The following is a 24846-nucleotide window of genomic DNA, read 5'->3' on the forward strand; positions in this document are numbered from 1 at the left end:
TTTCCGCTTTTACCAGATCCCGGCTTTGCTTTTGGAGGAAGAGGAGTACAGGGGGATCAGTGATACTGCGAAAATATTATATGGAGTATTATTATCCAGGCTGGCATTATCAAGGAAAAATAGCTGGATCGAAAAAGATACCGGCCGCTTATATATCACATACAATTTGAAACAATTGGTAGAAAAACTGGGACGCAGTGATCGTACGATCAGCAAAGCAATGAAACAGCTTTCCGAAGTTGGACTGATCGAGAAGAAAAAAAGAGGACAGGGGAAGCCGGACATTATTTATGTGATGAACTTTACGGCTGTCCATAAAGAAGGTGCAAAAGAGATTGTCCCTGAAGAACAGATGAAGCAGGATTCACATATGGATAAGATGCAAGGAAATAAAAGAGAAGAAACTATAGCAGAGACAAGCGTTACAGGAAAGGAAGCTAAAAGGGGAGATTCCAGAAGCGAAGAAATTACGATTCTGGAAAAAAGACATGCGAGAGAGTTTTACAGAAAAAAGATACGGCATCAGTTAGAATATGAAATACTGATGCAACGGCACAAAACGGATAAAAATATAATAGATGCTATGATAGAGATAATGGCAAATGTTTATATCTCAGACAGGGATACATATAAAATATCAGGGGAAGAAATCCCAGTAAATGAGGTGCAGAACCGGATAAAGACATTAAATGTACAACATATAGAGTATATCATAGAATGCCTTAACCGGAATACAAGAGAGATCCGAAAGCCGGATAATTACCTGTTAGCATCGCTGTATAATGCTCCGCTGACAATAGGGCTTTATTATAAAGCACAGGTACAGCATGATTTTAAAATGGAGAATACGGTAGTTTAGTGTTCCGATATTTTTCAGGAGCGAAAAGATTACGGTTCCAGAAGCGAAGAAATTACGATTCTAAAGGCGAAGAGATTACGTTTCCAGAAACGAAAGAGTTACCTGCAAAATATATAGAGCCAGATATATAAAATAATATATATAATAACCTATCTATCTATCTATCTGGTTTGATATGGATAAGATGGGATAAAAAAACAGACCGTCTTAGAAACGGTCTGCGAGATTGGATCATGCTGAAAACTTTTCAGCAAATCCAGTATAGACCACACAGAAGGATCATGTCAATAGCTCCGACAGAGGAATTTTATAAATACATGGTCAAAATGGGAAATCTATATGTGTGTTCATGATCTGTGAAATGTACTGAAATCCAGCACAAAAAATAATAAGGAGAAAAATACAGTATGGGAAAGATAAGAGATTTTTTTTACCTACTGACCATTGCCGTATTGATCAGTCTGTCAATGATCTTTATAGGGGCAGCATTCAGGGAAGAATATCCATTATGGAAAAACCAAAAAATATTAGAAGACCTGCGATCCGATGTAAAAGCAGAGGAAACAGGTGATGAAGTTCCCGGCATAGACTGGGAAAAATTAAAAAAAATAAATCCCGACATTGTTGGATGGATAAAAGTTCCGGGAACTAGGATTGATTATCCTGTTTTACAGGGAAGCAGATGGAATGAATATCTCCATAAAGATTATAAGGGGGAATACTGTTATGCCGGTTCCATCTTTCTTCAGCCAGAAACATCGTTTGAGGACAAGCATTTGATTCTTTATGGTCATAATATGCGTACAAGATCTATGTTTGGTTCGCTTCATGAGTTTGAATCAGAAGATTTTTATAAAAAAAATAACAAGATATATCTGTATCAGCCGGAAAAAGTAATGAAATATACAGTATATAGTGTATATGACTGCCTGGATAAAAGTATAACATACCTAACGGATTTCACAGGGGACAAGAAGGATAACAGATGGCTGGATTGGTTATCTATGACGATAGAAAAAAACGCTTACTACCCTATTAAAAAGAAACCGAAAAAAGATGGACAGATCCTTACGCTGTCTACTTGTTCCGGAAAGAAAAAAGGGGATGATTACCGACTGGTAGTAAATGCTGTTATAAAATAATCATTTATAAGAAAAATTAAGAGGGATACCTTCAATATAAAGAAGAAGTATCCTATTTTTATGCCCGCCTGCGGAGATGGTGTATTCCCCGGCATCATTGTCCGTTGCTTCAAAAGCACAGGTGGGATTTGCACAGCAAAAATCCCCAATCATTGTTGTGCATAAGGAGTATCTTGATCCCCAATAGAGATACTCCTTTTTATCAAAATAAATGGATCAAATCATCTGAAAATAGTGTGGAAGTAAAAAGAAATACATGATATAGTAGACAGGCAGAGGAACATTGTAAAATGTAGGTCTGCTTTATAACCGGCAGGGTAGCTGCCTCCTGTTCTGGAGAATACCAGAAAGGGGGCGTATATTTATGAGTACATATGAGGAATTTAATATAATATTAACGGTTGCGTTATTGATAGTTGCGATTCTGAATTTGAAAAATAAATAAGCTGCCCTTAGTTCTTGGCGGAATAGGCAGCTTATTTATTAACTGATATGAACCCCAGAATGGGAAGCTTAAAAGCACCCTGCTGGTTGTTTGGTGACTATATTATAACAAGTACAAAATGTAGTGTCAACTGTTATATAAAGAAGAAAAGGCAACAAAATCATGTAGATTTGTTGCCTTTTCTTATATAATAAATTATAATATAAATATATTTAATAGAATATAAGAGAAAAGAGGATAAAAGTATAATGAGAGAAAGATTGACAAAAAGTGAAATGGCTATTATGGAAATATTGTGGGAGGAAGGGAAAGGGTTAACAGCAACGGAAATTGTAAATATTGCAGGAGAAAAAAAGACATGGAAGGATAGTTCTATTCATTTATTAATAAATAAATTATTGGATAAAGGAGTTATAGAAGTTGTAGGATTTCGCAAGACGATGAAAAATTATGCCAGAACATTTTTCCCAGTGGATTCCAAACAAAAATATATAGTAAATCAGATAACAGATGGTATGTCAGAGGAGGAAAGAAAAAAATTATATGAATATCTTATTGGAGAAGAAAAAAAATTAGAGATGATAAAATATATACAGAATTTATTAACCAAACGTAAAGAAAAATGTACTGAAATTCATAACATTTAAATAAGATTAGTCATAGTGAACCAGTTTGTGGGAGAACAATATTATTATATATATATAAAGGAGAAGATGTCAAAAAATGAAGTCTTCTCCTGATTTTTAATAATCCATTTAAAATAATGAAATTTTAAATTCTTCCAGTTAAAGTACCAGAGAACGTAGCCTGCCATCCAGAAGCAGTTTTCTTTATAGATTTTAAATATAATCTGCCACTAAAAGTGCCCTTTAATGAATTATTATATTCTGAATAATTGATAGAATCTGGAATGGAAGAACGAGATTTGTAAACTTTTGTTATTGTTTTTTTATAGTTATGTACAATTCGAGCACCTGATGATTCTACATCATTATATATGTTGCAAGTAGACGATGTGGTAGAAGTAGTTTCCATAGCAAAAACAGAAAGATTACTACATAGAAACATACTTAAGATTAAAATAAGGGATAATGTTTTCTTCATAAATATACCTCCTTGTATAATAAGAAATTGATTAATTGATAATAAAAGCATAGCATTAGTATCTTACATTAGTGTGACTTGAAGAAAAAATAAATAAAATTATCTACTGATTTTTAATTTAGAGTGTGATATTCTAAAAAATATATATAATTTATACTAAGGAGTAAAAATTATGATACTTTTTATAGAAGATGATATAATGTTATCAGAAGAAATTTCTGAATTTTTAAAAGAGAATGATTTTGAAGTAGAGGTCGTAGGCAATGGAGACGATGCATTAAAATTGTTACAGTCAAGGATATATGATCTGTGCATTTTAGATATTGGCCTTCCAGATTGTTCAGGTTTTTTACTTTGTAAAAAAATTCGACAATTTTATAGAAATCCAATTATTATATTTACTGCATATGAGAATGAAGAAGATATAGTAACAGGATTAATGGCAGGAGCAGACGACTATGTAACTAAACCATGCTCTTTGAGAGTATTGCGTTCACGAATTTTCTCGCAATTAAGAAGAAAGCAATGGTCAGAAGAAATAGAAACAGAAATTATAAGAAGTGGAGATTTGGTAATTGATGTTGTCCATAATATGATTTTTAAAAAAGGACGGGAACTTTCAATAAAAGACACAGAATTCCGTTTGTGTTATATGCTTGTAAGAAACGATGGAAGAATTATGCCAAGGGAATTGTTGCTAGAACGTTTATGGGATATGGATGAGCATTTTATTGAAAATAATACGTTATCAGTTTATGTTTCAAGATTACGAAAAAAGTTGGGAGTTTATAATGGAGTTTCCTATATTGAAACAATAAAAGGTATTGGGTATAGATGGAATCATTTAGTGCAGAGAGGAGAATTTAATGAGTAAAAGAGAAAAATACTATGGGAAAGAAGGTTTCTGGATTATCTCTGTGTTTGGAATAATGTGCATTATCTTTATGACAATATATACAATGTTTATATTTAAAGAGGTTGCTAGACAGAATATGATATTTTTTGGAACAGTGGAAAAGGCAATGGATTACAGGACATCAGCAAATCTGGTTAATTTGATTTTTTCTAGTCAAAATAAATCTGATCTTTATTATAATGGCATACAATTGATGAAAAAAGCAGGATACGAAAATTCATATGCAACTTTAATTTTTTTGCCGTATCAGAAATTAATGATATTTAATATTTATTCTGCTATAATTATGATTTTTACACTGATCATATTAGGAAAAACGCAAAAAAAGCAGAGTCAAAAAGAAGAATTCCAAATTATATTATATTTAAAAAAGCATGTTCCGATTAAAAAGAACCTGCATTTTTTTTCAAAAAATTTTTTAGAATCTATTGAGAAAATCAGAAAAGATATTGATAAACAACAACAGATACATATAGAATATAATGAAAAGATAATGCATTATATGGAAGATGTTTCTCATCAACTAAAGACTCCATTATCTGTTATGCGAATGATTTGTGAAAAAATAGAAATGAGATATTCAAAATTTTCAGTGGAAATGGGTAAATGTCTTGGGCAGATAGATTATATGACAGACACTATAAGAGATTTAATTAATCTGGGGAAATTTGATTGTAAAAAATTTCAAATGAAATTTGAAGAAATTTCTGCAGAAATATTAGTGGAAACTGTTGTAAATGACATAGAAATATTAGCTGAACCAAAAAACATAGAGATAAGTGTACAGGGGAAATTAAAAATAAAATGGTTATGTGATCCTTTTTGGATGCAGGAGGTATTGAAAAATATTTTAAAAAATTGTATAGAACATTCGCCAAATGGCAAAATAGAAATCTTTTATGGAATAGAAAAAAATTTGAATAAAATTATAATAAGAGATAATGGACAGGGTTTCATGTTTGGACGTGAGAATAAGATATTTGAACGCTATTTTTTAGGAGATCGTACAAAAGAAGGAAGTTCTGGATTAGGCTTATCTATTGCACAGCAGGTAATCAAACAGCATTTTGGTACAATTACAGCATCAAATCGGGAATGTGGAGGAGCAGAATTTTTAATTTTATTTCCACAGATGGATGCAACTACGATTTATTAAATATAAAGAGTCACTTTCTTGTAAGATGGTTATGATATAAAAAGATAAAATCAAAATTAGGAGGGAAAGCGATGTATCACAAAAAATGTTGGAAAGTTCATGGAATATTTTTACTTTTACTAAGTATGCTTTTGCTTAATGCATGTCATATGCCAGCTGGCAGTGAGCAAACAGAAGAAAATATAATGGATGAAAGAGAAAATTCTGAGGAAAGCAACATATGGATCTCTATTAATGATATACCGGAAGGATATACAGAGATTAGATATGTTTCTGTGCCAATGCGCCAGCAGGATTGTTATAGTAATGCAGAGGGTAACAAAAGATTTGTTGTAGAGGTTCAACAGGGGGATACAGATTTAATTTCAGTAGAAGAAAAGAAAAAAATTGACATAGACGGAAGTCAAGGTACACAATTTATTTATAATGGAGAGAATATTAAATACAATGGCAATGAAAAAGAGCAGATACAGGAAATCACGAAGATGAAAAAGGGTGAAAGAGTCCTGGAATGGAACGCAGGAAAATGTTGTTGTAGGATTTATGGATCTTTATCTTATGAGGAACTGAAAGAAATTGCAAAAAATGTGGAAGTGAAAATATGAAAGACATTATCGTAGAAATAAAAGGGTTAGAGAAAACTTATGGAAAGAATGAAGCAGAAACAAAAGCAATTCAGGGTATTGATTTAACAATTGCCAGAGAAGAATTTGTATCAATTGTTGGGAAAAGTGGTTCAGGGAAGAGTACACTTTTAAATATTATTGGAGGATTAGAAAGACCAACTTCTGGAGAGGTTCAAATTGAAGGAACAAACTTATTTGATATGAAGGATACATCAAGGACAATTTTTCGTAGGAAACATATCGGATATGTATTTCAATTTTTTAATCTTATTCCAGAAATGACGGTATATGAAAATATATGTTTGCCGTCTTACCTTGACCATAAAGATCCAGATGAAGACTTTATTCAGACTGTTATGGAAAAATTAGGTATATATGAAAAGAAAGGGAAATATGCTACAGAACTTTCAGGAGGAGAACAACAACGAGTTGCTGTTGCAAGAGCATTATCGCTTAAACCTTCGATTTTGCTTGCAGATGAGCCAAGTGGGAATTTGGATAAGAAAAATGGTGAACAGCTGTTAGAACTTATGTTGTTATCACAGCGTTATTTTGATCAGACTATTCTTCTGGTAACACATGATTTAGAAATTGCGAGACTCTCGCAAAGAATGATTGTTTTAGAAGATGGAAAAATTATTTCGGATACCGCTTTAGAAGGGGAAAAATCATGAAAATCTCTAAATACCAGAATAGAATTTTAGCTATTGTAATATTTTTTGTTTTTTTCTTTGGCCTTATTACAGTTATTTATTCAGATAGTTATCAAAATACTTTAGAGGAACAGAGAAAAAAGTTATATGGTTCTTGGAATATTGCATCATATCATACATCAGATGATGAAATACAGATACTAGAAAAAAATGCAACAATTGATAAAGTAGGAAAAGTAGAAGTTTTAGGGGATATTTTAGATAGAGAGGGAGAGAATATTGGTGCGATAGGAAGCGCAGATAATAGTTTTTTTTCTCTTGGAAATATTAAAACTCTAAGTGGACATATGCCGCGTAATGCAAATGAGATTGCAATAGAGGCATCTTATCTTACTCGCTTGGGATATTCTTATGAATTAGGTCAGAATATTCACTTGAATATTTTATTTTATGATAAAGAAGGTAATGAACAGATAGGAGTATATCAATTTGTTCTTACAGGAGTTATAAAAAATTATTCTTCATATTGGAAAACACAAAATAATGAACTTCCTTCTTTTTTTATCACAAAAAGAAAATCTATTGGCACCAATAAAAACGGTACCATAACAAAACATATTTTTATTTCGTTAAAAGAAAAGTATAAGGAAGAAGCAGATGCCCTGCAAGTTCTTTGTCAAAGGGGAGAATTTGTGAAGAATGACTATGTTTATGGAGAATATTCTGGAGGCAAGCTGTTTATATTAGAAAGAAATATGTTGCAATTTTTTATTTTAGGAATAGGTTGTATCACAATATTTTTGCTACTTTATATTGATCTAAAGAATCAAACAGAAAATTTGCTGATCATGAGAATATTAGGTGCAACAAAAGCACAGATTTTTCAGATATATATTAAGAAAAAGAAAGAGGTAATGTTATTCCCTGGTATAGCAGGTATATTTTTTGGAGTTGCATTGCCGAGTGTTTTGGTTACAATAATAAATAAATATGGAAATTATCAACTGTATCTTCGTTTATCCTGGATTAATATTCTAGGATTAATAGTATTGTTTACATTGGTAATTTTATTCGTATTTTTTATAAGTATTATTCGTTTACTAAAGCTTCCCCTTCGTGGAAAATTACAGCAACAGACCGAATATAAGATAGTAAAAAGAAGGAGAAAATTAAATAAAAAAAATCTTTTTAAAATCTTAAATATATTCCAGAGAAAAGAGAAAATTTTATCAGTGATGCTTGTAACAGTATTATCTGCTTTCATGCTTTTGACAGTGTATCAGACATGGGAAGCATATAGGTCTTATCGATTTTCCAGCATAAATTATCCGGATGATTATACCTTTGGAAGACTTATGGGACATATTGGGTCTGAGGATACAATGACAGAGGAACAATTAAGTTTAATAAAAGGGGTATATGGAGTTGGAAAAGTAGAGTCAGTTGCAATATCTTCTAATATCAAACTGATGTTTTCCGGGAAAACAGATGATATATACTTGAAAAAAGTTAAAGAGGGAATGAGGGATGATTTTACACAAAAACAGCAATTAGATAATTATATATACGGTCCTTTAGTTGGTGTTTCTGATAATCTAACTGGCAGTTATCTAAAACAAGTAGAGCATAGTTCAAAGAAAAAGTTGAAAAACAATGAAGTTATTTTATATATTCCGGATTATATAAAAACAGAGAAAGAAATGTTACAGGTAGATCTTGATCTGGACTCTTCAACACAAAAAAATGGGGAAAATATACAAGAAAGGATGATAAAAGAGGGAGATACAGTCACAATAAATACAAAGGAAGGGGAAAAAATTTTAAATATTGTTGGTGTTATCCATTGTTTTAAAGATGAAATGCCTGCTTCATTAAACCCAATGGTAACATATGGTGTATTGTGTAATGAGAGTACATATCGAAGTATTTGTGGAAAATATTCACCTTGTTATGTAACTGTTGGTGTACAAAAAGGAACAATTCCATATCAGACAGATATTGAATTATCAAAAGTAAATACTTCTCTTTATTTTGAAAATAATCGGGTAGAGAGAGAAGAACAACTAAACAATCTCATATTAAAAGTTATAATGACATTTGTATTAACTGTGATTGGATTATTATTTTTACTACTTATTCGTTTAGGAATAGGTTTGTCAATTGAGAAACAAAAAATAAGAAGGTACCAGACACTGTATCAGTTAGGAATGGAAAAAATAATAATATGGAAATATTTTTTGAAAAATAATTTTACAGAAAGTTTTTTTGGTGTATTATTAGGAAACATTGCTTTAGTATTTTATAGATATGTAACGGAGAGGAAGAACTTGATAGAATTTGCGGATTATTCCATACGAAAGTCCCTTTCTTTTTATATGGAAATATGTAAACGGTGTGTGGCATTTACCCATTGGGAATTTTTAATTTTAGTAGTCATAATATTGATATTGCTGAATTTTTTTATTGCGGCAGCATGTGATTATCAAAAAGTGTATGGAAAAATAAAGTAAATTACTAGAAATAGTCTGTAGGATATTCTGATTAATATGTTTGGTGAGTATGGTCATACATATAAAGTTGAGATTACAAGTATTTATGATTTTATAAAATAAATCTGTCAGTCTGTCAGGTTTAATGTAAATTTTTCTTTTGCGAAAAATAGGAGTCAGTAAGTGTATGCAGAAAAGTAAAAAGAACTGAGTTATAATAGAATTAGCAATTAGATATGGAAGAAAGAAAAGCAGAAAGGATATATTATCCTTCTGCTTTTTTTGTACCGAAATTCAGCACAGATTAAATATAAGTAGAGGTGATGACATGGACATTGTACAAATAACAGACAGAATATTAGTATCCATCGGGATAGGAATGAGTGCTGCATTTCAATTATTTCGATTTTCTATCATGACATTAATGCCAGCGATCGAGAATATAAAAACAGATGTAATATGTGAAGGTCTGTCATTAAAAAGAGGACTAATTATAACGGTCAGTATTCTGGTCAGTATATCACCGATTCTTTTAACGATAAAGAATAGTGAACAGAGAAGGAGTCTTTATCATTTACAGATATTTTTGTTGTTATATATATTGTGTACTTATTTTTATGATCTGTGGAAAATTAAGCATTGGCTATATGGGTGTGTCGTGTTAATCTTCTGTATAGATTTGACATGGTGTACTATAGGATTTTGTCAGGAATATGTGCCGAAATTCGGTACACACAAACGTAAAAAAGATTCTGAAAAAAGCAGACTGGAACACTGGAATAGTGAAAAATAATATGATATATTAAAGCTAAACATAAAAGTTGGAGATGGAGTGATATGATAGATAAATATACCGAAAATCTCCGGCAAATCTACTTATAAATGTGCCGAAATTCGGTACGGAACAGGAGGAAGTTATGAGAGAAAAAACGATGAAGAAAGGGCATTTGTTACTGACATTACTTGCTTTTGTATGTTTAATGGGACTGGGAACAATTCATGCAAATGCCGCAACGGTGAAAGCAAAAGTTGATGTAAAAAAATTTTATGGGATTGCGGAGCAAGTTCTTCAGGAGATTAATAGGCAGAGAAGAAATAACGGTTTATCAGATTTAAAAATGGATGCCAATTTTACAGAAGTAGCGATGGACATAGCACTGCAAAAACAGGGAGGCGATGCATCAGCAAGTAATCCTGAAATCTATAATAATGTATATGTAAGAAAAGATGCTATGGAAATAGACGATATAGATGGTTATGATGAATACAGCGATAATTTATGGAAAGAAACTAGAAATGGAAAAGAAAAAATATTAAATCATATCAAAAAAGTAGGTACTTTCCTTTATAAAGAGAGTGATATTACTTCTAAAATAGGGATAGGTGTTGTTGCTACAGATGCACCACAGGGAATACCAAGAGAACTTAACTATGGCGGTTTTTGTAATGTAACATATTGTTTTATCAGTAATGAAGTTGGACATGATGATACAAATTACAATCCATATGTAAATAATGGAAAAACTGTTCGGACTCAGATGGATTTGTATATTGATTCATCGAATACCTATTTAATTGTAGATGCTAATGAAAATTGTTTAACTCCAAAGTATACTTATGATGTGATTAAAAAAGGAGAGAAAAGGAAGGCTCATCCAGGTGTATGGCAACATCCAGTAATATTTGGTAAAGTTCATAATGAACTTTGTCGTTTTAAATGTAAACTATCAAATACAGGTGCTTCGTGGAGTAGTTCTGATTCATCTGTAGTATCCGTAGACTCTAATGGGAATATTACAGCAAAGAAAAATGGGATTGCCACAGTGACAGTTAAAGTAGGAAGTTTGCAGGCAACTAAAAAATATGTTGTTTCTGATGTAATTGGAATGGATACAGATACACTTTTATATCTTCCGAATTGGAAATCTAAATCAGATATTCCTAAAGAATATACGGGAAACTGTTATGCCGGCGGATATGCTCTTGAAGTAAAAAATGGTCGGATTACATGGTCGAAAAATATGAAAACAAATAAGATTACAAGACCAGGAAGTAAAAAAAGCACAGTAAAGACAAAGAAATTAAAAGGAAGCTATTACAAGATTATTTCAAAATCTAAAAGGACAGTCCAGTATGTAAAACCTGTTAAGAAAAATATTATTTCTGTAACTATTCCATCTTCGATAAAGCTTAACGGAAAAAGATATAAAGTAACAGGAATTGCAGCGAATGCTTTTAAGAATTGTAAAAAATTAAAGAAAGTAACGATAGGTATAAATGTTAACAGCATTGGAAAAAGAGCATTTTATGGATGTTCTAAGTTACAGACAATTAAAGTAAAAACTTCCAAGTTAACTGGTAGTCGAGTTGGAAAACAGGCATTTAAAGGACTTAATAAAAAAGCAGTAATTAAAGTTCCAAAGAAACAGTTAAAAGCTTATAAGAGACTTTTTAGAGTAAAAGGTGTTGGAAAAAAAGTAACTATTAAAAAATAGAAAATTGAGTACGGAAAAGGATATTCGAAAGAATGTCCTTTTTTTGTACCCATTTTTAAACAGAGAAAGGAAGAAATGTACTGTGATACGAGGACCACCATAAACGAACAGAGCCTTATAAATAAAATAAGAAGATAAAGGAGAGAAGCTATGAAGATAAAAATGATATTAAAAAAGGGAATGGTCTTTCTGTTTGCAGCAGCAATGGCAGTGACAGGAGTGTTTTCCTTGGGCGTAATGGCAGCTTCTGGCTTAGAAGGAGCATATATTAGTCCAAAATCAAAGATGGGGTTGGAGTTTGCCAATAACTTTGACAGGGCAGTATCCAAAAGTCAGGTAGATGTTCCAAATTTTATGGCAGATAGTGATAGTAATGGCGAAGAACCAAATAAGAGTTTCAATGCTCAGCAGGTAGCAGCAGGTAACTCCGATGCTGGTCAGAAATGGCGTGGTTTTGCCGCCTACGCAAAAAATCATGACCCATCTGATTTTTGGGTAAAGTATAAAAATGTTACGACAGCAAATGGAAAGTCGGTTGATTTAAAAATAGAAGTGACCGATTGGAAAACACAGAACGACGAATCCAAACCATTACCATCAAATGGTGATATGTTCGGGCATGATAACAATTCAGCACATCTTGGATATGCTATTGGTTTTTCTTATAAGAAAACGGGAGTTGTCATGTTCTCTGGTTTTAAATGGGTAAAATTTAAATATACGTTTTTATATAATGGGACGAATACAAAAGCTCCATTTACTGGATTTGCTACATTCCAGGATATTGATCAGAATCAGTATGTAACCATCACTGATGGAATGGAAAATATCGTAAATACATCTTATATTGGAGGTAGCGATGGAAATACATGGTGTGAACCAGACGGATGGACATACAAAGCAATTAAAGACCAGAATGCTTCTTCAGATATGGGAAAAGATACATTTAATAAAACATGTATCTCACTTTATGTAAAAAATATGACCGATATGTCTATCAAATACGGATGGACAGGTCATACAGCGATTGCCTATTTTGATTTAGCCCCATGGGCAATGAATTCTTTTGAAGAAAATCAAAATCCAGATACACCAAAAAAATTAATTCAGAATGGAAGTTCATGGATTAGTAATGAAAAAACATCTGCAGTAAATTATGAATTAGGTGATACATATTCATACCGTTATGAAGATAGTATTCCAGACTATGCTTCTGATACGTTAGAGAAATTAAGAAATCAGAGTCAAACAGCAGTATCCTCTTATGTATGGGAAGATACTATAGATGATGGACTTAGCTATGTATCAAATTCTTTGCAAGTAAATGTAGGTGGGCAAGATTTTACAAGTAAGTTTACAGATTCTTCGAGTGGACAACATCTCAAATTTAGTGCCAAAACGGATGCATTAAGTAATACAGCTTTTTATGGAAAAAAAGTAACTATTACATTTAAAGTAAAGATTAAAGATGCGTCATATAGCTGGCTTGGGCATGAGCGTACTTCAGATAACAAATACCGTTTGATTCCAAATGCAGCTAAAAGGAGCATGAAATATCTGAAGAAGCTGACATACGACAGTAAAAATAAGATGTACGATATAACAGACGGAGATTATGGCTCTGCTTCACAGAACACTTCCACCGTTTGGTCAAAAGTCCCTATCGGTGATCCGGACAATCCTGATCCAGACCCGAAGAAGACCGTTTCCGATGAGGACGAGAAGAATGTCCTGAACAATACTCTTACAAATGCGGATGAGACATTTACATATACCGTTTCTAAGGAAATTGAAAAGAACATGCCTTCTACCGCAAAGTATTCCAAGGTTGTAATCAAGGATGATATTGATTCCTGTCTGACGATTGATTCTGTTAAGATCTATGCAGGAGATAAAGATGTCACGAATAATTTCACCCCAACTTCTGCAAGTAAGGAAAATTATTTAGAATATGCAGCATCTTCTGATTTACTAAATAACAAAGATTTTTACGGGAATAATGCAGGAACGACCGTAAAGATGGTTGTAAAAACACACATTGATGCAAAGAAAGTTTCGATTGAGACACTCCGGGCGCATGGACACCTTGTGGAGAACGATAAAAAGACAGAGACAGACATTAAGATTAAAAATGAGACAACAGTTACAACAACAAAAGCCGATAATCAGGGTACATGGGATGTCGATAAGAAGGTAACCCCACCACCTACAACAACGGATTCTCCTGTACCATCTATCAAAGACCCAGTGAAAAAAGTATCGGATAGTGATGACCTGAACTGGGATGCGACAGTAAAACAGGATGGAGAAAAAACACCAGGAAGCCATAACCGTGTCACAGATGTAACAAATCAGTGGCTCTATACTTTAGCACAGGAAATCCCGGCACATACGGTAGAGTTATTCCATTACAAATCCTTTACTATCACAGATGCAGTAGATTCCTGTCTTTCTTATGATGTAAAAGACATTACAATCAAAGCAGGGGACAAGGATTATACCGATAAATTTGACATAACAAAAGGGGAGGATAACAGCCTTACGCTCACAGCAAAATCAGATGTGCTTTCTTCTGATGAGTTCTATGGCGGAAAATCTGGTAATAAGATTGTCGTTTCTTTCCCTGTAAAGATTTCAGCCGATGCAAAGACGTTAAAAGATGAAAATCTTGGACACCTTGAGATTGGCGGAAAGAAAATGGCACATCTGCAGAAGGTATCCGACCTGCAGAAATTATCTGGATTTACTGACCTGGTAAAGAGCAAGGACAATGAGTACGTCTATGCGTTCTTAAATCAGGCAAAGAGCCATATTGATTCCCAGATAAAATATGAGGGACAGACTGGCGTAAAAGACCGTACTACAGATAAAGTAGAGACAGCCGTAGAGACAGCCGACCCTACAATCAAAAAGGAAAGCAGTAAATATGAATGGCAGGTTGGAGATAAAGTAGATTACACAATCAATGTCGGTGATACTAACAGTAACAGTATCGCAGATAATGTTGTTGTTACCGATGAAAGTCTTCCAAAGGCAATGCTCCCGGATAAAGATTCTATCACCATCAGCAGCACCTTTGATAAAGAAAAATCCGGGGCACCAGAGGATAGGGACATCAGTAAGGATGCAAAGATAGAATACACAGAGAAAGGATTTGTTATCACAATCCCGAAACTGTACCGTGGGGAAGCTGCAACAATCAAACTGACCTGTACGGCAAAAGAAAAGTCCACCTACGATTCCATCACAGACCAGTGGGCAGACTGTCTGGAAAAAGCAAATGCAGATAAGAAACTTACTTGTGTGAACGGGGAAGTGATTGAAAACCGGGCATATGTTACAGCTACCTTAATGTTAAAGGATAAGGATAATCCTCCAGATGACTTAGAGCGTGTATGGGTAAATACCCCACACTTAAACATTAAAAAGTCCGTAGAAAAGAAGGAATACAATGTAGGAGAAACAGTAAAATATACTCTCGTTGTTACAAATGTACATGAAGGTACATTAGCAAGAGATATTGTCATCACTGACCAGTTACAGACTCCGGGTGAGACTATCGTTGAAGGCACTATCCGATTAAAGGATGAGACAGGGGCAGTATATGACCTTGGTAAAAAAGCTGGAAAAGATGCTGAGAAACCTTATCTTGAGACACAGGATGATACTTCTTTTAAGATTACAACAGGAATGAACTTACGCTATGATGGAGAATCTCCATTTAAGAAATTAGCAGAGATTGATGATAAAGTTCACTGGAAGAATAAGGAAGGCTTGACTCAGGAAGAGTGGGATGCACCGATTACCCATACAAAATTCACGGTAACTTATGAAGCGAAGATAAATAAAGAGCCTGCTGACACAAATCAGTTTGTAAATGTTGCGACTGCAAAAGGTTCTAATACAGACGAAGTAAAAGATGATGAAATCGTTTATTTAAAAACTCCAGTCATCAAAACAGAAAAAGAAAGTGATAAAGATTCTTACCAGAAAGGTGAGACTGCAAAATATCACTTAACTGTAACACAGACAAGAGAGGACAGAACTGCAGTAAATGTAGTGATCAAGGATGCCTTAAAAGATGAAGATTCCGAAAAAGAAAGAATCAAAGGCGATACGATCAAGGTCTACTACAACGGCAATGAGTTTACACCGGTTTCTGTAAAATCCGATGATACTTCCTTTACAATCGAGACAGGAAAAAATCTTACAGTAAAAGATAAGTTAGAAGTTACTTATGACGCTGAGGTTCTTTCTGACCTGAATAAAGATTCTATCACTAATATTGTAAAGGCAAAGGCAGATAACGCTTATGCAGAAATTGAACTTGACGTTCCAGTTACAAAGGTAACACAGAATATCTCTGCAAGGAAAACATCAAACCCGGCATCTGGAACAGTCGTAAAACAGGGTGGACAGATTATCTATTACATTGACGTTCATAATGATTCTGAAACAACCTTGAAGAATGTTCTCGTAAGGGATGCCATTCCAGAACTTAGCAATTATGTAGATGGTTCAGCTTCTAATGATGGCAAGATTATGGAAATCAATGGAAAACAGTATATCACTTATATCATTGATACCCTTCGTGCAGGAAGTACGCAGACGCTTTCTTTTGCTGTCACTGTGGATGAAAAGGCAACATCAGAAGATGTTATCTTAAATACGGCAGAGATTAAAGAAACAACTGATAAAGATTTAAACGAAGATGGAAATATTCCAGATGACCTCTGGAATGAGGATTTCAAGGAAACAAATACAACGAAACATCCACTGTCAAACTGGGCTACGGATATTAAGACCGTAAAGGTAGGTACGCCAGACAGCTATATCGAAAAGAGGGCAGATTCCGCTGTTTATGATGTAGGGGAGACAATCCATTATACGATCGTTGCAGAACAGACAACAAAGGATGGTAAATTGACAAATGCTGTTGTAGAAGATAAAGACCTTCCTGACGGTGTAGATATTGACTATGATTCGATCAAAGTAGATGGAAACACAGTACCAGAGCAGGATACAATGACATCGGATACAAACAGTATCTATCTTATCCGCACAAAGAAAGGATTTAAAGTAGTCTATCCGGAACTTTCCGAAAAATCTACGATCACATTTGATGCTGTGATCAACAGTGAGAAATTAGTAGGTAAGAAGATTCCGAACAAGGCAACCATCATTTCAGACCAGACACCAGAAAAAGAGGCAGTAGTCAAGGTAAAAGTACCGAAAAATCCAATCGAGAAAGTTATCAAGAAGATAATCAACCGAAAGGGTGTATCTGGCAACAGCTCACCGAAAGGTGTTAAGACAGGTTTAAGCACACATGCAGGATTATTTGCAGGTATCGCAGCCGCACTCTTAGCAGCCGCAGCTATTCTTATTAAAAAGAGACGGAATGCGAAAAAGAAACCAATGACTTTAGAAAAATTCTAAATCTGTAAACAAAGAATGAGGGAGAGCCTGCCGGCTCTCTCTTTTTGTAGGAGGGGAATTATGGAAAAGATACTCCGTTTGAATTTGGCGATATTATTTTTACTGTTTGCAATGATGCTTGTAAGTCCATCTGCGGCATCATTAAAAAATCCAGCAGGCAGTATTACTGTAGAAGCTAAGAGCAAAAAGAAACCGGCAAAGAAAAGCACTACAAGAAAGCCGGTTACAAGAACCAATTATATTACTATGAAGAAAAAAGAAAAATTATGGGTTGGTCCAAGTGTAGCAGCAATGCATCCTGAAACAAAGGATTGGAAAAGCAGTAATTCTAAAATAGCAACAGTATCCACGAAAGGAGATGAAGAAGGTTTTCATAAGGTGACTGTGAAGAAAAAAGGAACGGTCACTATTAGCTGTACTGTGAAAAAAACTCTCCGAGGATGGATAAAAGGTGATGTCCATAAATGGGTAATTACTATTAAGTAAAAAATAACGTGCCGAATTTCGGCACATTTAAAAGAAAATTTTAAACAAGAGTAAATAGGGGAGAGCCAACAGGCTTTCCCTATTTGATGGAGGAGATATGGAAGATTATGCAATCCTGATCATTTTATTCCTGATGGCAGTATGTTTACTGATATTAACAGTCATCGGCTATTGGGGAATTTTTTGCAAAGCTGGTGAAAAAGGATGGAAAGTGCTGATCCCATTTTATAATGAATATCTGTTATTTAAGATAGCATGGAAACCTTCCATCTGTCTTTTCAAATGGCTCTGCCTTTTTTTGTACGAAGTAGTATCTGTAACATTAAATGCAGGTGTCCTTTTAGATACGCTGCAGTTTGTACTACCAAGCATAGCATTTGGATTGACGGTAACGCTTTATTATAGTTTAAGCAGAGCATTTGGACATGGATTTGGTTATACAGTAGGAATCATGTTTTTGCCTTTTATCTTTGCGCCGCTTTTAGGAGTAGGAAGAAGCAGATATACCAGACCAGATAAATATAGAGATAAATTTTAAGGAAGGAGGATGTGCCGAATTTCGGTACATAATAAGATGAGTGAATTATTAAACAGAAATACAGACCCTTTGTTTGAAAAGATGGAAAAGATTTTTGCAGAGCGTGATGCGGAATACAAAAAAATGGAAGAAAGAAACCGTATGCGTGAAGAAGCTGTAAAACAGAAAGAAAACAGCTTAAAGAAACAGGAGGAGCAGTTTAACAATCGTGAAGAAAATGTAAGACAGCAGGAAAAAGAGATAGAAGAAAAGATGCAGATGCTCGAAGAAAGACAGCGGGAAACGCAGGAAATGGAAAAGTATCTGCAGAAAAAAAGGTTGGAGTTAGAAGCAGACGAACAGCAGTCCTTACTTGATACTTCCATTCTTAGAGAAGAAATTCGCAATGAAAAATTAAAGCAGCAGAGGCTTAGCCGGGAACTGGAAGATAAACTGGCTGACTTAGGATATTCTTCTGATAACTTTGACCCGGTTGTCTTAGAAGAAAAAGAACAGAAGATAAAAGAACAAGCACAGGAAATCCAGAAACTTAAGGAGGAGATTGAAAAATGGGAAGATAAAGCTGACGAATGGGAAGAAAAAGAGAGTGGGTTTGTCTCACAGATTGATACCCTGAATAAAGAAAAAGCACAGCTTTGGAAAAAGCTGATGGGGGTAGAGGATGAAAGCATTCCAGAGAAGAAAGAGGATGTTCCCGGTAAGGCGGAAGAACCTGTAGAAGAAAGAATATCAGGGGCGGAAGAAGCTGTAGAGGAAGTGGAAGAGGTAGAAGTAGTCCCGGAAGAAGAATCTGTGTATGCAAAGGAAGAAGAAAACCTGAAGGAAGCGATAGAGATGGATACCCCGCTGACAGCCGAAGGATTTTATAATTATCTGCAGGAACAGGAAGTAGGCGGAGTTATCCAGCTCCGCCATGCAAAACAGGGTGATATGGTCAACATTGCTATTTCCCAGATTGTAGTAACAGTTGTTTTTGCAGAAGAAGGCTGGTTTGATATTAAGAAATCTATTGGAAATAACAACCGTAAGTTACGCCGGTTAATCCGTAGCTGGAATAGTAGTCAGAATGACCTTACATTTAAATATGATACATCAGATAACACAGTTACAGCCGAAGGAGATTTTGATAAAGACCAGACAGCCGAAGAACTTTTAAGATATTTAGACCGTCTCCTTGATACTTATTTTGATACAGATACAGGAGAAGAAGAATGAAAAATTTTATACTGGCAGTAGAGAATGTTCCGAAACCGATGCTTATTGCAGAAGCAGTTTTGATAGTATTAATAATAGGTGTGGTTGCTATTCGGTTTTTTATCATCAGGTCAAAGCCGGCATATCTAAAAAAATTACCGAGGACAGTATATGATGAGGAGACAATACACTTATTATTTAATTGTTATAAAGCAGCAGATTCAATCGAGGGAATGCTTCATCTGGCGGTGAAAAAGAGCCGTAATAGGAAAAATAAGAAAAGGTTTAAGGCGGCAATATCCTACCTGTATACGAGCAGGTATAAGGATTACGAAACGGCATTATATAAATATGCCGGAGATGGTACAGAACAGACAGAGCGTCTGTTTACAGATATTATAGGAAAAGAAGCAGCAAAGAAACGCCTGCTGCCTTTAAAGGAGGAATCATAAGTGAGAAGAAATAACTGGAAGAAATATATTATCATCCTGATCGCATTTATTGTTGGGCTGGTGGCAAATCTGGCGGCAAGGGCTATCCTGCCCAGACTGTTACCAGCAGGAATGCAGGCTTGGACGGGTCTGTTAGCGACACTGTTAGAGATCGTAATATCCGTCGGTATCATCTTGATCATTATTTTTACAAATCACATCGGGGAGGACTAGGCAAATGAACAGAGTAAAAAACTTCATAGGAGCAATGAGAGAAAAAGGAGTCAGGACAGTAAAGAGAGCTGTCCCGGCTTTTTTTACTGCATATTGTTATTTCAGTATGTATGTGCCTGTGTATGCGGCAAAAGCAGCAGGAACCTCAGTGATCACATCAGGATTTAATTCGCTGTATGAGATCGTAGCAGCGATTGTGAGCAGTATTGGACAGTTATTACTGTTATGGGGAGTGTTTGAATGGGCAACGGCTTTAAACTCTCAGGATGGAACAATGCAGTCGATGGCATTTAAACGTATCGCATCTGGATTAGTTGCCTGCCTTGCCCCGCAGATCGTTACTGTTATCAGTGCATCTTTAAAATAAGGACAGGAGGGATGATTTATGCCGGAATGGCTGTTTGACTTTCTCTCTGGTCCGACAATAAAGATTGCGGCAGCAATCTGGAACTCCAGCATGAAGCTGATCATAAAGCTGGTCTGCAGTACGCCACAAAAGTTTTCTACAGGAACATGGGCATTTGTCAAAGAAAACCTGTATCCGTGGGCAGAGGGGATCGGACTCTCTGCTCTAAATTTATTTTTTATGATAGCCTTTTTGAAAGCTGTGAGTAACCTGCATCAGAACATCACACTGGAGATGGTCATCGAAGCAATGATCAAGGTGGTCGTGGCAAATGTCTTGTATCTCAATATCTTAAATATAATGACAACCATATTTTCTATCTCATCAGCGATGGCGAAAGAAGTCTTTACGATAGATGCCCCGGATTTAAAAGTAGAGGATATGGATATTGGCTCAGCATTGTTTTATCAGCTATTTGGCTTGCTCTTTATACTGGCAGCGATCGTTTGCAGCTTTTTGATGTTATGGACAGTATACAGCCGGTACATAAAGCTATATCTGCTCATGATATTAGCACCCTTTGCGATGTCTGCACTTGTAGGAGGTCAGGAGATAGAGCGTAGTTTCTATGCATGGATGCGGACATTCCTGTTAAATGCATTTGAGATTGTAGTGATTGCCTTAACGATGGTCATATCTTTCAAGCTCATCGGTGCAGGCATCTCGCTATTTGACGGAAAAAACATTGCAACATCTATGGTAGATGGGTTCTGGGATGCATTAAACAGCCTGTTTACTATGATCCTTGTAACTGCAGCCGTAAAAGGTTCCAATGCATTTCTGTCAAAGGCGATGGGATTATAAATGTTATAAATGTGCCGGATTTCGGTACGGGAAAGGAGAGATCATGGGAAAATTTGCAGCTAAAATAGAAAGAGTTATCACAATAGCCCTAATATTGTCTGTGATGCTGATACTTACACCGGGAGTCAGCACACAGGCAAAAGCAAAAAAATGTAATCATAAAAGTGTAACATGGATCACAACATCAAAACCTAGCTGTACGGATGAAGGCATGAAGGTTAAAAAGTGTAAGAACTGTGGAAAAATCTTAAAGATAAAGAAGATAAAAAAATCAGGACACTGCTTACGCACACAAATAGAAAAAATGCCTACATGCACAAAACCGGGATTAACGGCAACGTATTGTTTAAATCCAGATTGTATTTATGGATATAGGAAATATTACAAAACAGAAAAGATAGCTCCTTTGGGACATTCCTATATTGCTAAAACTTACAAGGCTACCTGTACTGCACCAAAAACGATTGTAACTTCATGTAAGAATTGTAAGTACAAGTCAACTCATAAGGAAGGGAAAGCTCTTGGACATCACTGGACTAAGTGGAAGTTAAATACCGATAGTATGATAAAAAAGAAACCGAAAAAGACACGTATATGCAGCAGATGTGGAAAGAAAGAGACGATTTATGTTAAATAGCTGGAAAGAGAAACTTCATGCTATTTGATACAAGGAGAATTTATGGAAAAATTAAAAAAGGAAGTAACTATAGTGTTACTGGCTATAATGATGACTATGGTATTTTTTGCAAATGCACAGGCAAAAGCAGGGTGTAATCATAAACATACAGGCAGAACGTGGATCATTGCAGAAAAAGCAAACTGTAATCATACAGGAAGGAAAAAACAACTTTGTGTGAGATGCAGAAAAGTGTTGCTGGAAAAAGTGATCCCTAAGACAAAACACAAATGGAAACTTACCAGAAAGAAGAGAACAAGATATGACTGTTTGAAATGCGGCGGAGTTAAGTTAAAAAATGAATATGGAGGCTGGAGCTATTATTTTCCATGATGGATCTTGAAAACAGATAAAAAGGAGTGAAAGATTATGAAGACAAAAAGACATATTGCTGTGGTTTTAATGGTACTCATAGTGCTGGTACTTGTACCGGGGAGCAGTACGCAGGCAAAGGCAAAAAAGTGTAACCATAAAAAAATAATCTGGGAAACGTTAACCAAACCTACCTGTGAATACCGGGGAAGGTCATATAAAAAGTGTAAATCCTGCGGAAAAGAATGGTTCCAAACGATAATGAAAACACCAGCGTTAGGACATAAACCGGGAAAACCGAGGATTTTACATCCAACGTGTCTTTCTGGGGGACATAAAGAGATTGTCTGTACAAGAAAAGGATGCCCTAAGAGTTACGGTGACGAAGAAATCTGTGGAAGCTATTTAAGTTATAAAGAATTACCGGCTTTAGGTCATTCTTATAATAAAGGGATGAGTATAAAAACAGGAAAGAAACGAGGGAAAAAGTTCCAATATCAGAAAACTCAGAAATGTAAACGATGTGGAAACAGAAGAATTTCTTTTTATTACAAATGATGAGGATATGAAATGAAGATTGATATTAACAAGGATTTTGAAAAAGCCTTTCCAGACGACCTCTGGAAAGGTTTTACACTAAAGCAGATCATCACATTTGCGATTGGAATTATTATGGCGGCAGGCACGATAGCAGCACTGTGGAAGTTCATGAAAATCTCACCGATCACAGGCAGTTATATCGCCATTCCTGTGATGCTCCCGATATGTTTTTTTGGCATTTACGAGTACCAGAACCATTCGTTATGGGAAATGTGGAAAGAGATGCGGTTTTACAGGACAACCAAAAAACTTACTTATGGGGCGGAAGAAGCTCCGAAGACAGGCAGGATATTTACCATGCGTCATCCTGCTGTAAAAAAGAAAAAGAGAAAAAAGAAATAATAAAAGGACAGAGCCGGAAAATAAAGTTTCTGGCTCTTTTCGATTAAAGGAGGAATCAACGTGGCGGTTATCAATGCGAGTGGAAAGTTCCGCTCTTTTCATTCTAAGAGTGTTCCCATCGTTCCTGTCCCGAAGAATGTGCGGCAGGCATTAAATATTGAACGGATGTATAAAAACGGGATAGCAAAGATTGAACCCTCAAAAACAAACAGTATTTATGACAGATGTTATGTTTTTGAGGAGATTAACTATATTAACAAGGATGAAAGCGAAAAAGATATTTTTCTGAACCAGTTTATGTCATGGCTGAAATCAATGAGTGTTGATTTTAAGATCACGATTGCAAATGAGTTTCAGAGTATTGATGAATTCCTAAAAAAAATCCGTGGAAAGCAGAACAGTAAGGTGTATCCGCAGATTGACAGGGGGATAAAGGAATGGACAAGGGAAAAATTAGAAAATTCTAATCCGAATGTAACAACGCTACGTTATCTGACGGTTTCGTGCCGGGCAAATTCGTTAGATGAAGCGACCATTTTACTAAATGCTCTGGATACTACAATCCAGCAGATGTTCGCCAAATGGAGAGGAAAGATAATCCTTTTAAATGGCGAAGAACGTCTGAAATGTCTGCACTCATTACTCCGTCCAGGCAAAAAGGAGGAAGAACAGTATATCTATCTGGATGAGAGTGGAAAGCATGACTGGAAGAATGATGTCATGCCGCAGACGATCAGGCAGTATTCCAATTTCATGATATTTGATAAAACGCAGTATGTTTCCGTACTGTTCGGCTGGAAATACAGCAGGACACTGAAACCTGATGAACTGATGCGTAGCTTCTCTTATGTTGATTTTCCATCTTTTATTACGCTGGATTTTTCGCCAGTACCGGCAGATGTTATCAATGAAAAACTGATCGCTGCGGCAATGAACAATGAGAAATCCATCAGCGAGGAAGAAGAAGCAAAAAGAAAGAAAAATATCATCGTATCTGGACCATCTTATGCAAAACAGAGAAAGAAAGATGAGATTGAAGGATACATGGATTTAGTGAACGATAACGATGAGACAGGATTTTTCCTGAACTTTTTATTCGTAGCAACTGCACCAGATGAATCTACATTAGCACAACGGGTAGAGCAGTTAAAAGAAACAGGAAAGGCACAGGGTGTAGTCATCAGTACGGCGGATTACACACAGTTAAAAGCATTAAATACGGCACTGCCGTTTGCCGGACGGCAGGTCGATTATATGCGTTTCTTCCTATCTTCCTCGATGGTTGCGATGCAGCCATACTTTGCCCAGGACATCTTAGACCCCGGCGGGTATTTTTATGGATTAAACCTGACAACAAAACGTCTGATATTTGGCAATAGAAAATTACTGATGAATCCCCACGCAATCATTGTCGGGCATACAGGTTCAGGTAAATCCGTGTTGATTAAGGCGACAGAGATATTTCAGACACTTATCTCTACATCAGATGACATTTTAAT

The 24846-nt window shown here is 35.3% G+C and carries 23 protein-coding genes; 22 read left to right on the top strand and 1 reads right to left on the bottom strand.

Annotated features, from left to right (window positions below; all coding sequences use genetic code 11):
* The 3 genes from EUBHAL_RS02690 to EUBHAL_RS02700 form a co-directional block, all read left to right on the top strand.
* Positions 1-859, top strand: an 859-nt coding sequence (locus EUBHAL_RS02690; protein WP_005344558.1) for a DUF6017 domain-containing protein, incomplete at its 5' end; no start/stop codon positions are given.
* 407 nt (positions 860-1266) lie between these two features.
* The gene (gene srtB / locus EUBHAL_RS02695) at positions 1267-2001 is read left to right on the top strand and encodes a class B sortase (RefSeq protein WP_005344560.1); all 735 of its coding nucleotides are present in this window, start codon (positions 1267-1269) and stop codon (positions 1999-2001) included.
* Positions 2002-2694: 693 nt separating this feature from the next.
* Complete coding sequence (locus tag EUBHAL_RS02700) at positions 2695-3093, top strand: BlaI/MecI/CopY family transcriptional regulator (RefSeq protein ID WP_005344562.1); 399 nt, start codon at positions 2695-2697, stop codon at positions 3091-3093.
* A 124-nt stretch (positions 3094-3217) separates the two neighbouring features.
* Here EUBHAL_RS02700 and EUBHAL_RS02705 read toward each other — a convergent pair whose 3' ends face one another.
* Positions 3218-3550 (bottom strand): hypothetical protein, encoded by a 333-nt coding sequence (locus EUBHAL_RS02705; RefSeq protein WP_044921667.1) that lies wholly within the window; start codon positions 3548-3550, stop codon positions 3218-3220.
* A 172-nt stretch (positions 3551-3722) separates the two neighbouring features.
* On the opposite strand from EUBHAL_RS02705, the gene EUBHAL_RS02710 reads away from it, so the two are divergent.
* The 19 genes from EUBHAL_RS02710 to EUBHAL_RS02805 all read left to right on the top strand — a co-directional run.
* Positions 3723-4424 carry a response regulator transcription factor gene (locus EUBHAL_RS02710; RefSeq protein ID WP_005344564.1) on the top strand — a complete coding sequence of 234 codons (702 nt, stop codon included), beginning with the start codon at positions 3723-3725 and terminating at the stop codon, positions 4422-4424.
* Positions 4417-5622, top strand: a complete 1206-nt coding sequence (locus EUBHAL_RS02715; protein WP_005344565.1) for a sensor histidine kinase — start codon at positions 4417-4419, stop codon at positions 5620-5622. The genes EUBHAL_RS02710 and EUBHAL_RS02715 overlap by 8 nt, the downstream gene beginning before the upstream one ends.
* 71 nt (positions 5623-5693) lie before the next feature.
* Positions 5694-6227, top strand: a complete 534-nt coding sequence (locus EUBHAL_RS02720; protein WP_005344567.1) for a DUF4367 domain-containing protein — start codon at positions 5694-5696, stop codon at positions 6225-6227.
* A complete protein-coding gene (locus EUBHAL_RS02725; protein ID WP_005344569.1) occupies positions 6224-6922 on the top strand; it encodes an ABC transporter ATP-binding protein in 699 nt (232 codons plus the stop codon). Before EUBHAL_RS02720 ends, EUBHAL_RS02725 begins: the two co-directional genes overlap by 4 nt.
* On the top strand, positions 6919-9411 hold the full coding sequence (locus EUBHAL_RS02730) for an ABC transporter permease (RefSeq protein ID WP_005344571.1): 2493 nt from the start codon (positions 6919-6921) through the stop codon (positions 9409-9411). The genes EUBHAL_RS02725 and EUBHAL_RS02730 overlap by 4 nt, the downstream gene beginning before the upstream one ends.
* Before the next feature lie 896 nt (positions 9412-10307).
* Entirely contained in the window at positions 10308-11885 is a 1578-nt protein-coding gene (locus EUBHAL_RS02740) for a leucine-rich repeat protein (RefSeq protein WP_044921670.1), read from the top strand.
* A 150-nt stretch (positions 11886-12035) separates the two neighbouring features.
* On the top strand, positions 12036-17324 hold the full coding sequence (locus tag EUBHAL_RS02745) for an isopeptide-forming domain-containing fimbrial protein (RefSeq protein WP_005344576.1): 5289 nt from the start codon (positions 12036-12038) through the stop codon (positions 17322-17324).
* A gap of 60 nt (positions 17325-17384) precedes the next feature.
* Positions 17385-17810 (top strand): Ig-like domain-containing protein, encoded by a 426-nt coding sequence (locus EUBHAL_RS02750; RefSeq protein WP_022169505.1) that lies wholly within the window; start codon positions 17385-17387, stop codon positions 17808-17810.
* Positions 17811-17907: 97 nt separating this feature from the next.
* Positions 17908-18348 (top strand): DUF5684 domain-containing protein, encoded by a 441-nt coding sequence (locus EUBHAL_RS02755; RefSeq protein WP_005344580.1) that lies wholly within the window; start codon positions 17908-17910, stop codon positions 18346-18348.
* A gap of 36 nt (positions 18349-18384) precedes the next feature.
* Positions 18385-19563, top strand: a complete 1179-nt coding sequence (locus EUBHAL_RS02760; protein WP_005344582.1) for a hypothetical protein — start codon at positions 18385-18387, stop codon at positions 19561-19563.
* Positions 19560-19994, top strand: coding sequence for a hypothetical protein (locus EUBHAL_RS02765; RefSeq protein WP_005344584.1), 435 nt, complete (start codon positions 19560-19562; stop codon positions 19992-19994). The genes EUBHAL_RS02760 and EUBHAL_RS02765 overlap by 4 nt, the downstream gene beginning before the upstream one ends.
* Positions 19995-20207 (top strand): hypothetical protein, encoded by a 213-nt coding sequence (locus EUBHAL_RS02770; RefSeq protein WP_005344585.1) that lies wholly within the window; start codon positions 19995-19997, stop codon positions 20205-20207. It begins immediately after the preceding gene.
* A gap of 4 nt (positions 20208-20211) precedes the next feature.
* A complete protein-coding gene (locus tag EUBHAL_RS02775; protein ID WP_005344588.1) occupies positions 20212-20574 on the top strand; it encodes a hypothetical protein in 363 nt (120 codons plus the stop codon).
* An 18-nt stretch (positions 20575-20592) separates the two neighbouring features.
* A complete protein-coding gene (locus EUBHAL_RS02780) occupies positions 20593-21417 on the top strand; it encodes a hypothetical protein (protein ID WP_005344590.1) in 825 nt (274 codons plus the stop codon).
* Positions 21418-21460: 43 nt separating this feature from the next.
* On the top strand, positions 21461-22054 hold the full coding sequence (locus EUBHAL_RS02785) for a hypothetical protein (protein WP_005344592.1): 594 nt from the start codon (positions 21461-21463) through the stop codon (positions 22052-22054).
* Positions 22055-22096: 42 nt separating this feature from the next.
* Complete coding sequence (locus EUBHAL_RS02790; protein WP_005344594.1) at positions 22097-22426, top strand: hypothetical protein; 330 nt, start codon at positions 22097-22099, stop codon at positions 22424-22426.
* A 36-nt stretch (positions 22427-22462) separates the two neighbouring features.
* Entirely contained in the window at positions 22463-22963 is a 501-nt protein-coding gene (locus tag EUBHAL_RS02795) for a hypothetical protein (protein ID WP_005344596.1), read from the top strand.
* A 12-nt stretch (positions 22964-22975) separates the two neighbouring features.
* Positions 22976-23347 (top strand): PrgI family protein, encoded by a 372-nt coding sequence (locus EUBHAL_RS02800; RefSeq protein ID WP_005344598.1) that lies wholly within the window; start codon positions 22976-22978, stop codon positions 23345-23347.
* A gap of 60 nt (positions 23348-23407) precedes the next feature.
* Positions 23408-24846 (top strand): hypothetical protein (locus EUBHAL_RS02805; RefSeq protein ID WP_005344601.1); only part of this gene is annotated, 1439 nt, incomplete at its 3' end.

This window comes from Anaerobutyricum hallii DSM 3353 (assembly GCF_000173975.1).
GTDB lineage: Bacteria > Bacillota > Clostridia > Lachnospirales > Lachnospiraceae > Anaerobutyricum > Anaerobutyricum hallii.

What these genes read in the sequence shown, in the direction of transcription:
- EUBHAL_RS02705 (WP_044921667.1), bottom strand. Translation starts at nt 3,550, where the DNA reads ATGAAGAAAACATTATCCCTTATTTTAATCTTAAGTATGTTTCTATGT.
- EUBHAL_RS02785 (WP_005344592.1), top strand. Translation starts at nt 21,461, where the DNA reads ATGGGAAAATTTGCAGCTAAAATAGAAAGAGTTATCACAATAGCCCTA.
- EUBHAL_RS02780 (WP_005344590.1), top strand. Translation starts at nt 20,593, where the DNA reads ATGCCGGAATGGCTGTTTGACTTTCTCTCTGGTCCGACAATAAAGATT.
- EUBHAL_RS02745 (WP_005344576.1), top strand. Translation starts at nt 12,036, where the DNA reads ATGAAGATAAAAATGATATTAAAAAAGGGAATGGTCTTTCTGTTTGCA.
- EUBHAL_RS02720 (WP_005344567.1), top strand. Translation starts at nt 5,694, where the DNA reads ATGTATCACAAAAAATGTTGGAAAGTTCATGGAATATTTTTACTTTTA.
- EUBHAL_RS02765 (WP_005344584.1), top strand. Translation starts at nt 19,560, where the DNA reads ATGAAAAATTTTATACTGGCAGTAGAGAATGTTCCGAAACCGATGCTT.
- EUBHAL_RS02715 (WP_005344565.1), top strand. Translation starts at nt 4,417, where the DNA reads ATGAGTAAAAGAGAAAAATACTATGGGAAAGAAGGTTTCTGGATTATC.
- EUBHAL_RS02760 (WP_005344582.1), top strand. Translation starts at nt 18,385, where the DNA reads ATGAGTGAATTATTAAACAGAAATACAGACCCTTTGTTTGAAAAGATG.
- EUBHAL_RS02725 (WP_005344569.1), top strand. Translation starts at nt 6,224, where the DNA reads ATGAAAGACATTATCGTAGAAATAAAAGGGTTAGAGAAAACTTATGGA.
- EUBHAL_RS02730 (WP_005344571.1), top strand. Translation starts at nt 6,919, where the DNA reads ATGAAAATCTCTAAATACCAGAATAGAATTTTAGCTATTGTAATATTT.
- EUBHAL_RS02795 (WP_005344596.1), top strand. Translation starts at nt 22,463, where the DNA reads ATGAAGACAAAAAGACATATTGCTGTGGTTTTAATGGTACTCATAGTG.
- EUBHAL_RS02755 (WP_005344580.1), top strand. Translation starts at nt 17,908, where the DNA reads ATGGAAGATTATGCAATCCTGATCATTTTATTCCTGATGGCAGTATGT.
- EUBHAL_RS02710 (WP_005344564.1), top strand. Translation starts at nt 3,723, where the DNA reads ATGATACTTTTTATAGAAGATGATATAATGTTATCAGAAGAAATTTCT.
- srtB (WP_005344560.1), top strand. Translation starts at nt 1,267, where the DNA reads ATGGGAAAGATAAGAGATTTTTTTTACCTACTGACCATTGCCGTATTG.
- EUBHAL_RS02750 (WP_022169505.1), top strand. Translation starts at nt 17,385, where the DNA reads ATGGAAAAGATACTCCGTTTGAATTTGGCGATATTATTTTTACTGTTT.
- EUBHAL_RS02775 (WP_005344588.1), top strand. Translation starts at nt 20,212, where the DNA reads ATGAACAGAGTAAAAAACTTCATAGGAGCAATGAGAGAAAAAGGAGTC.
- EUBHAL_RS02790 (WP_005344594.1), top strand. Translation starts at nt 22,097, where the DNA reads ATGGAAAAATTAAAAAAGGAAGTAACTATAGTGTTACTGGCTATAATG.
- EUBHAL_RS02740 (WP_044921670.1), top strand. Translation starts at nt 10,308, where the DNA reads ATGAGAGAAAAAACGATGAAGAAAGGGCATTTGTTACTGACATTACTT.
- EUBHAL_RS02700 (WP_005344562.1), top strand. Translation starts at nt 2,695, where the DNA reads ATGAGAGAAAGATTGACAAAAAGTGAAATGGCTATTATGGAAATATTG.
- EUBHAL_RS02800 (WP_005344598.1), top strand. Translation starts at nt 22,976, where the DNA reads ATGAAGATTGATATTAACAAGGATTTTGAAAAAGCCTTTCCAGACGAC.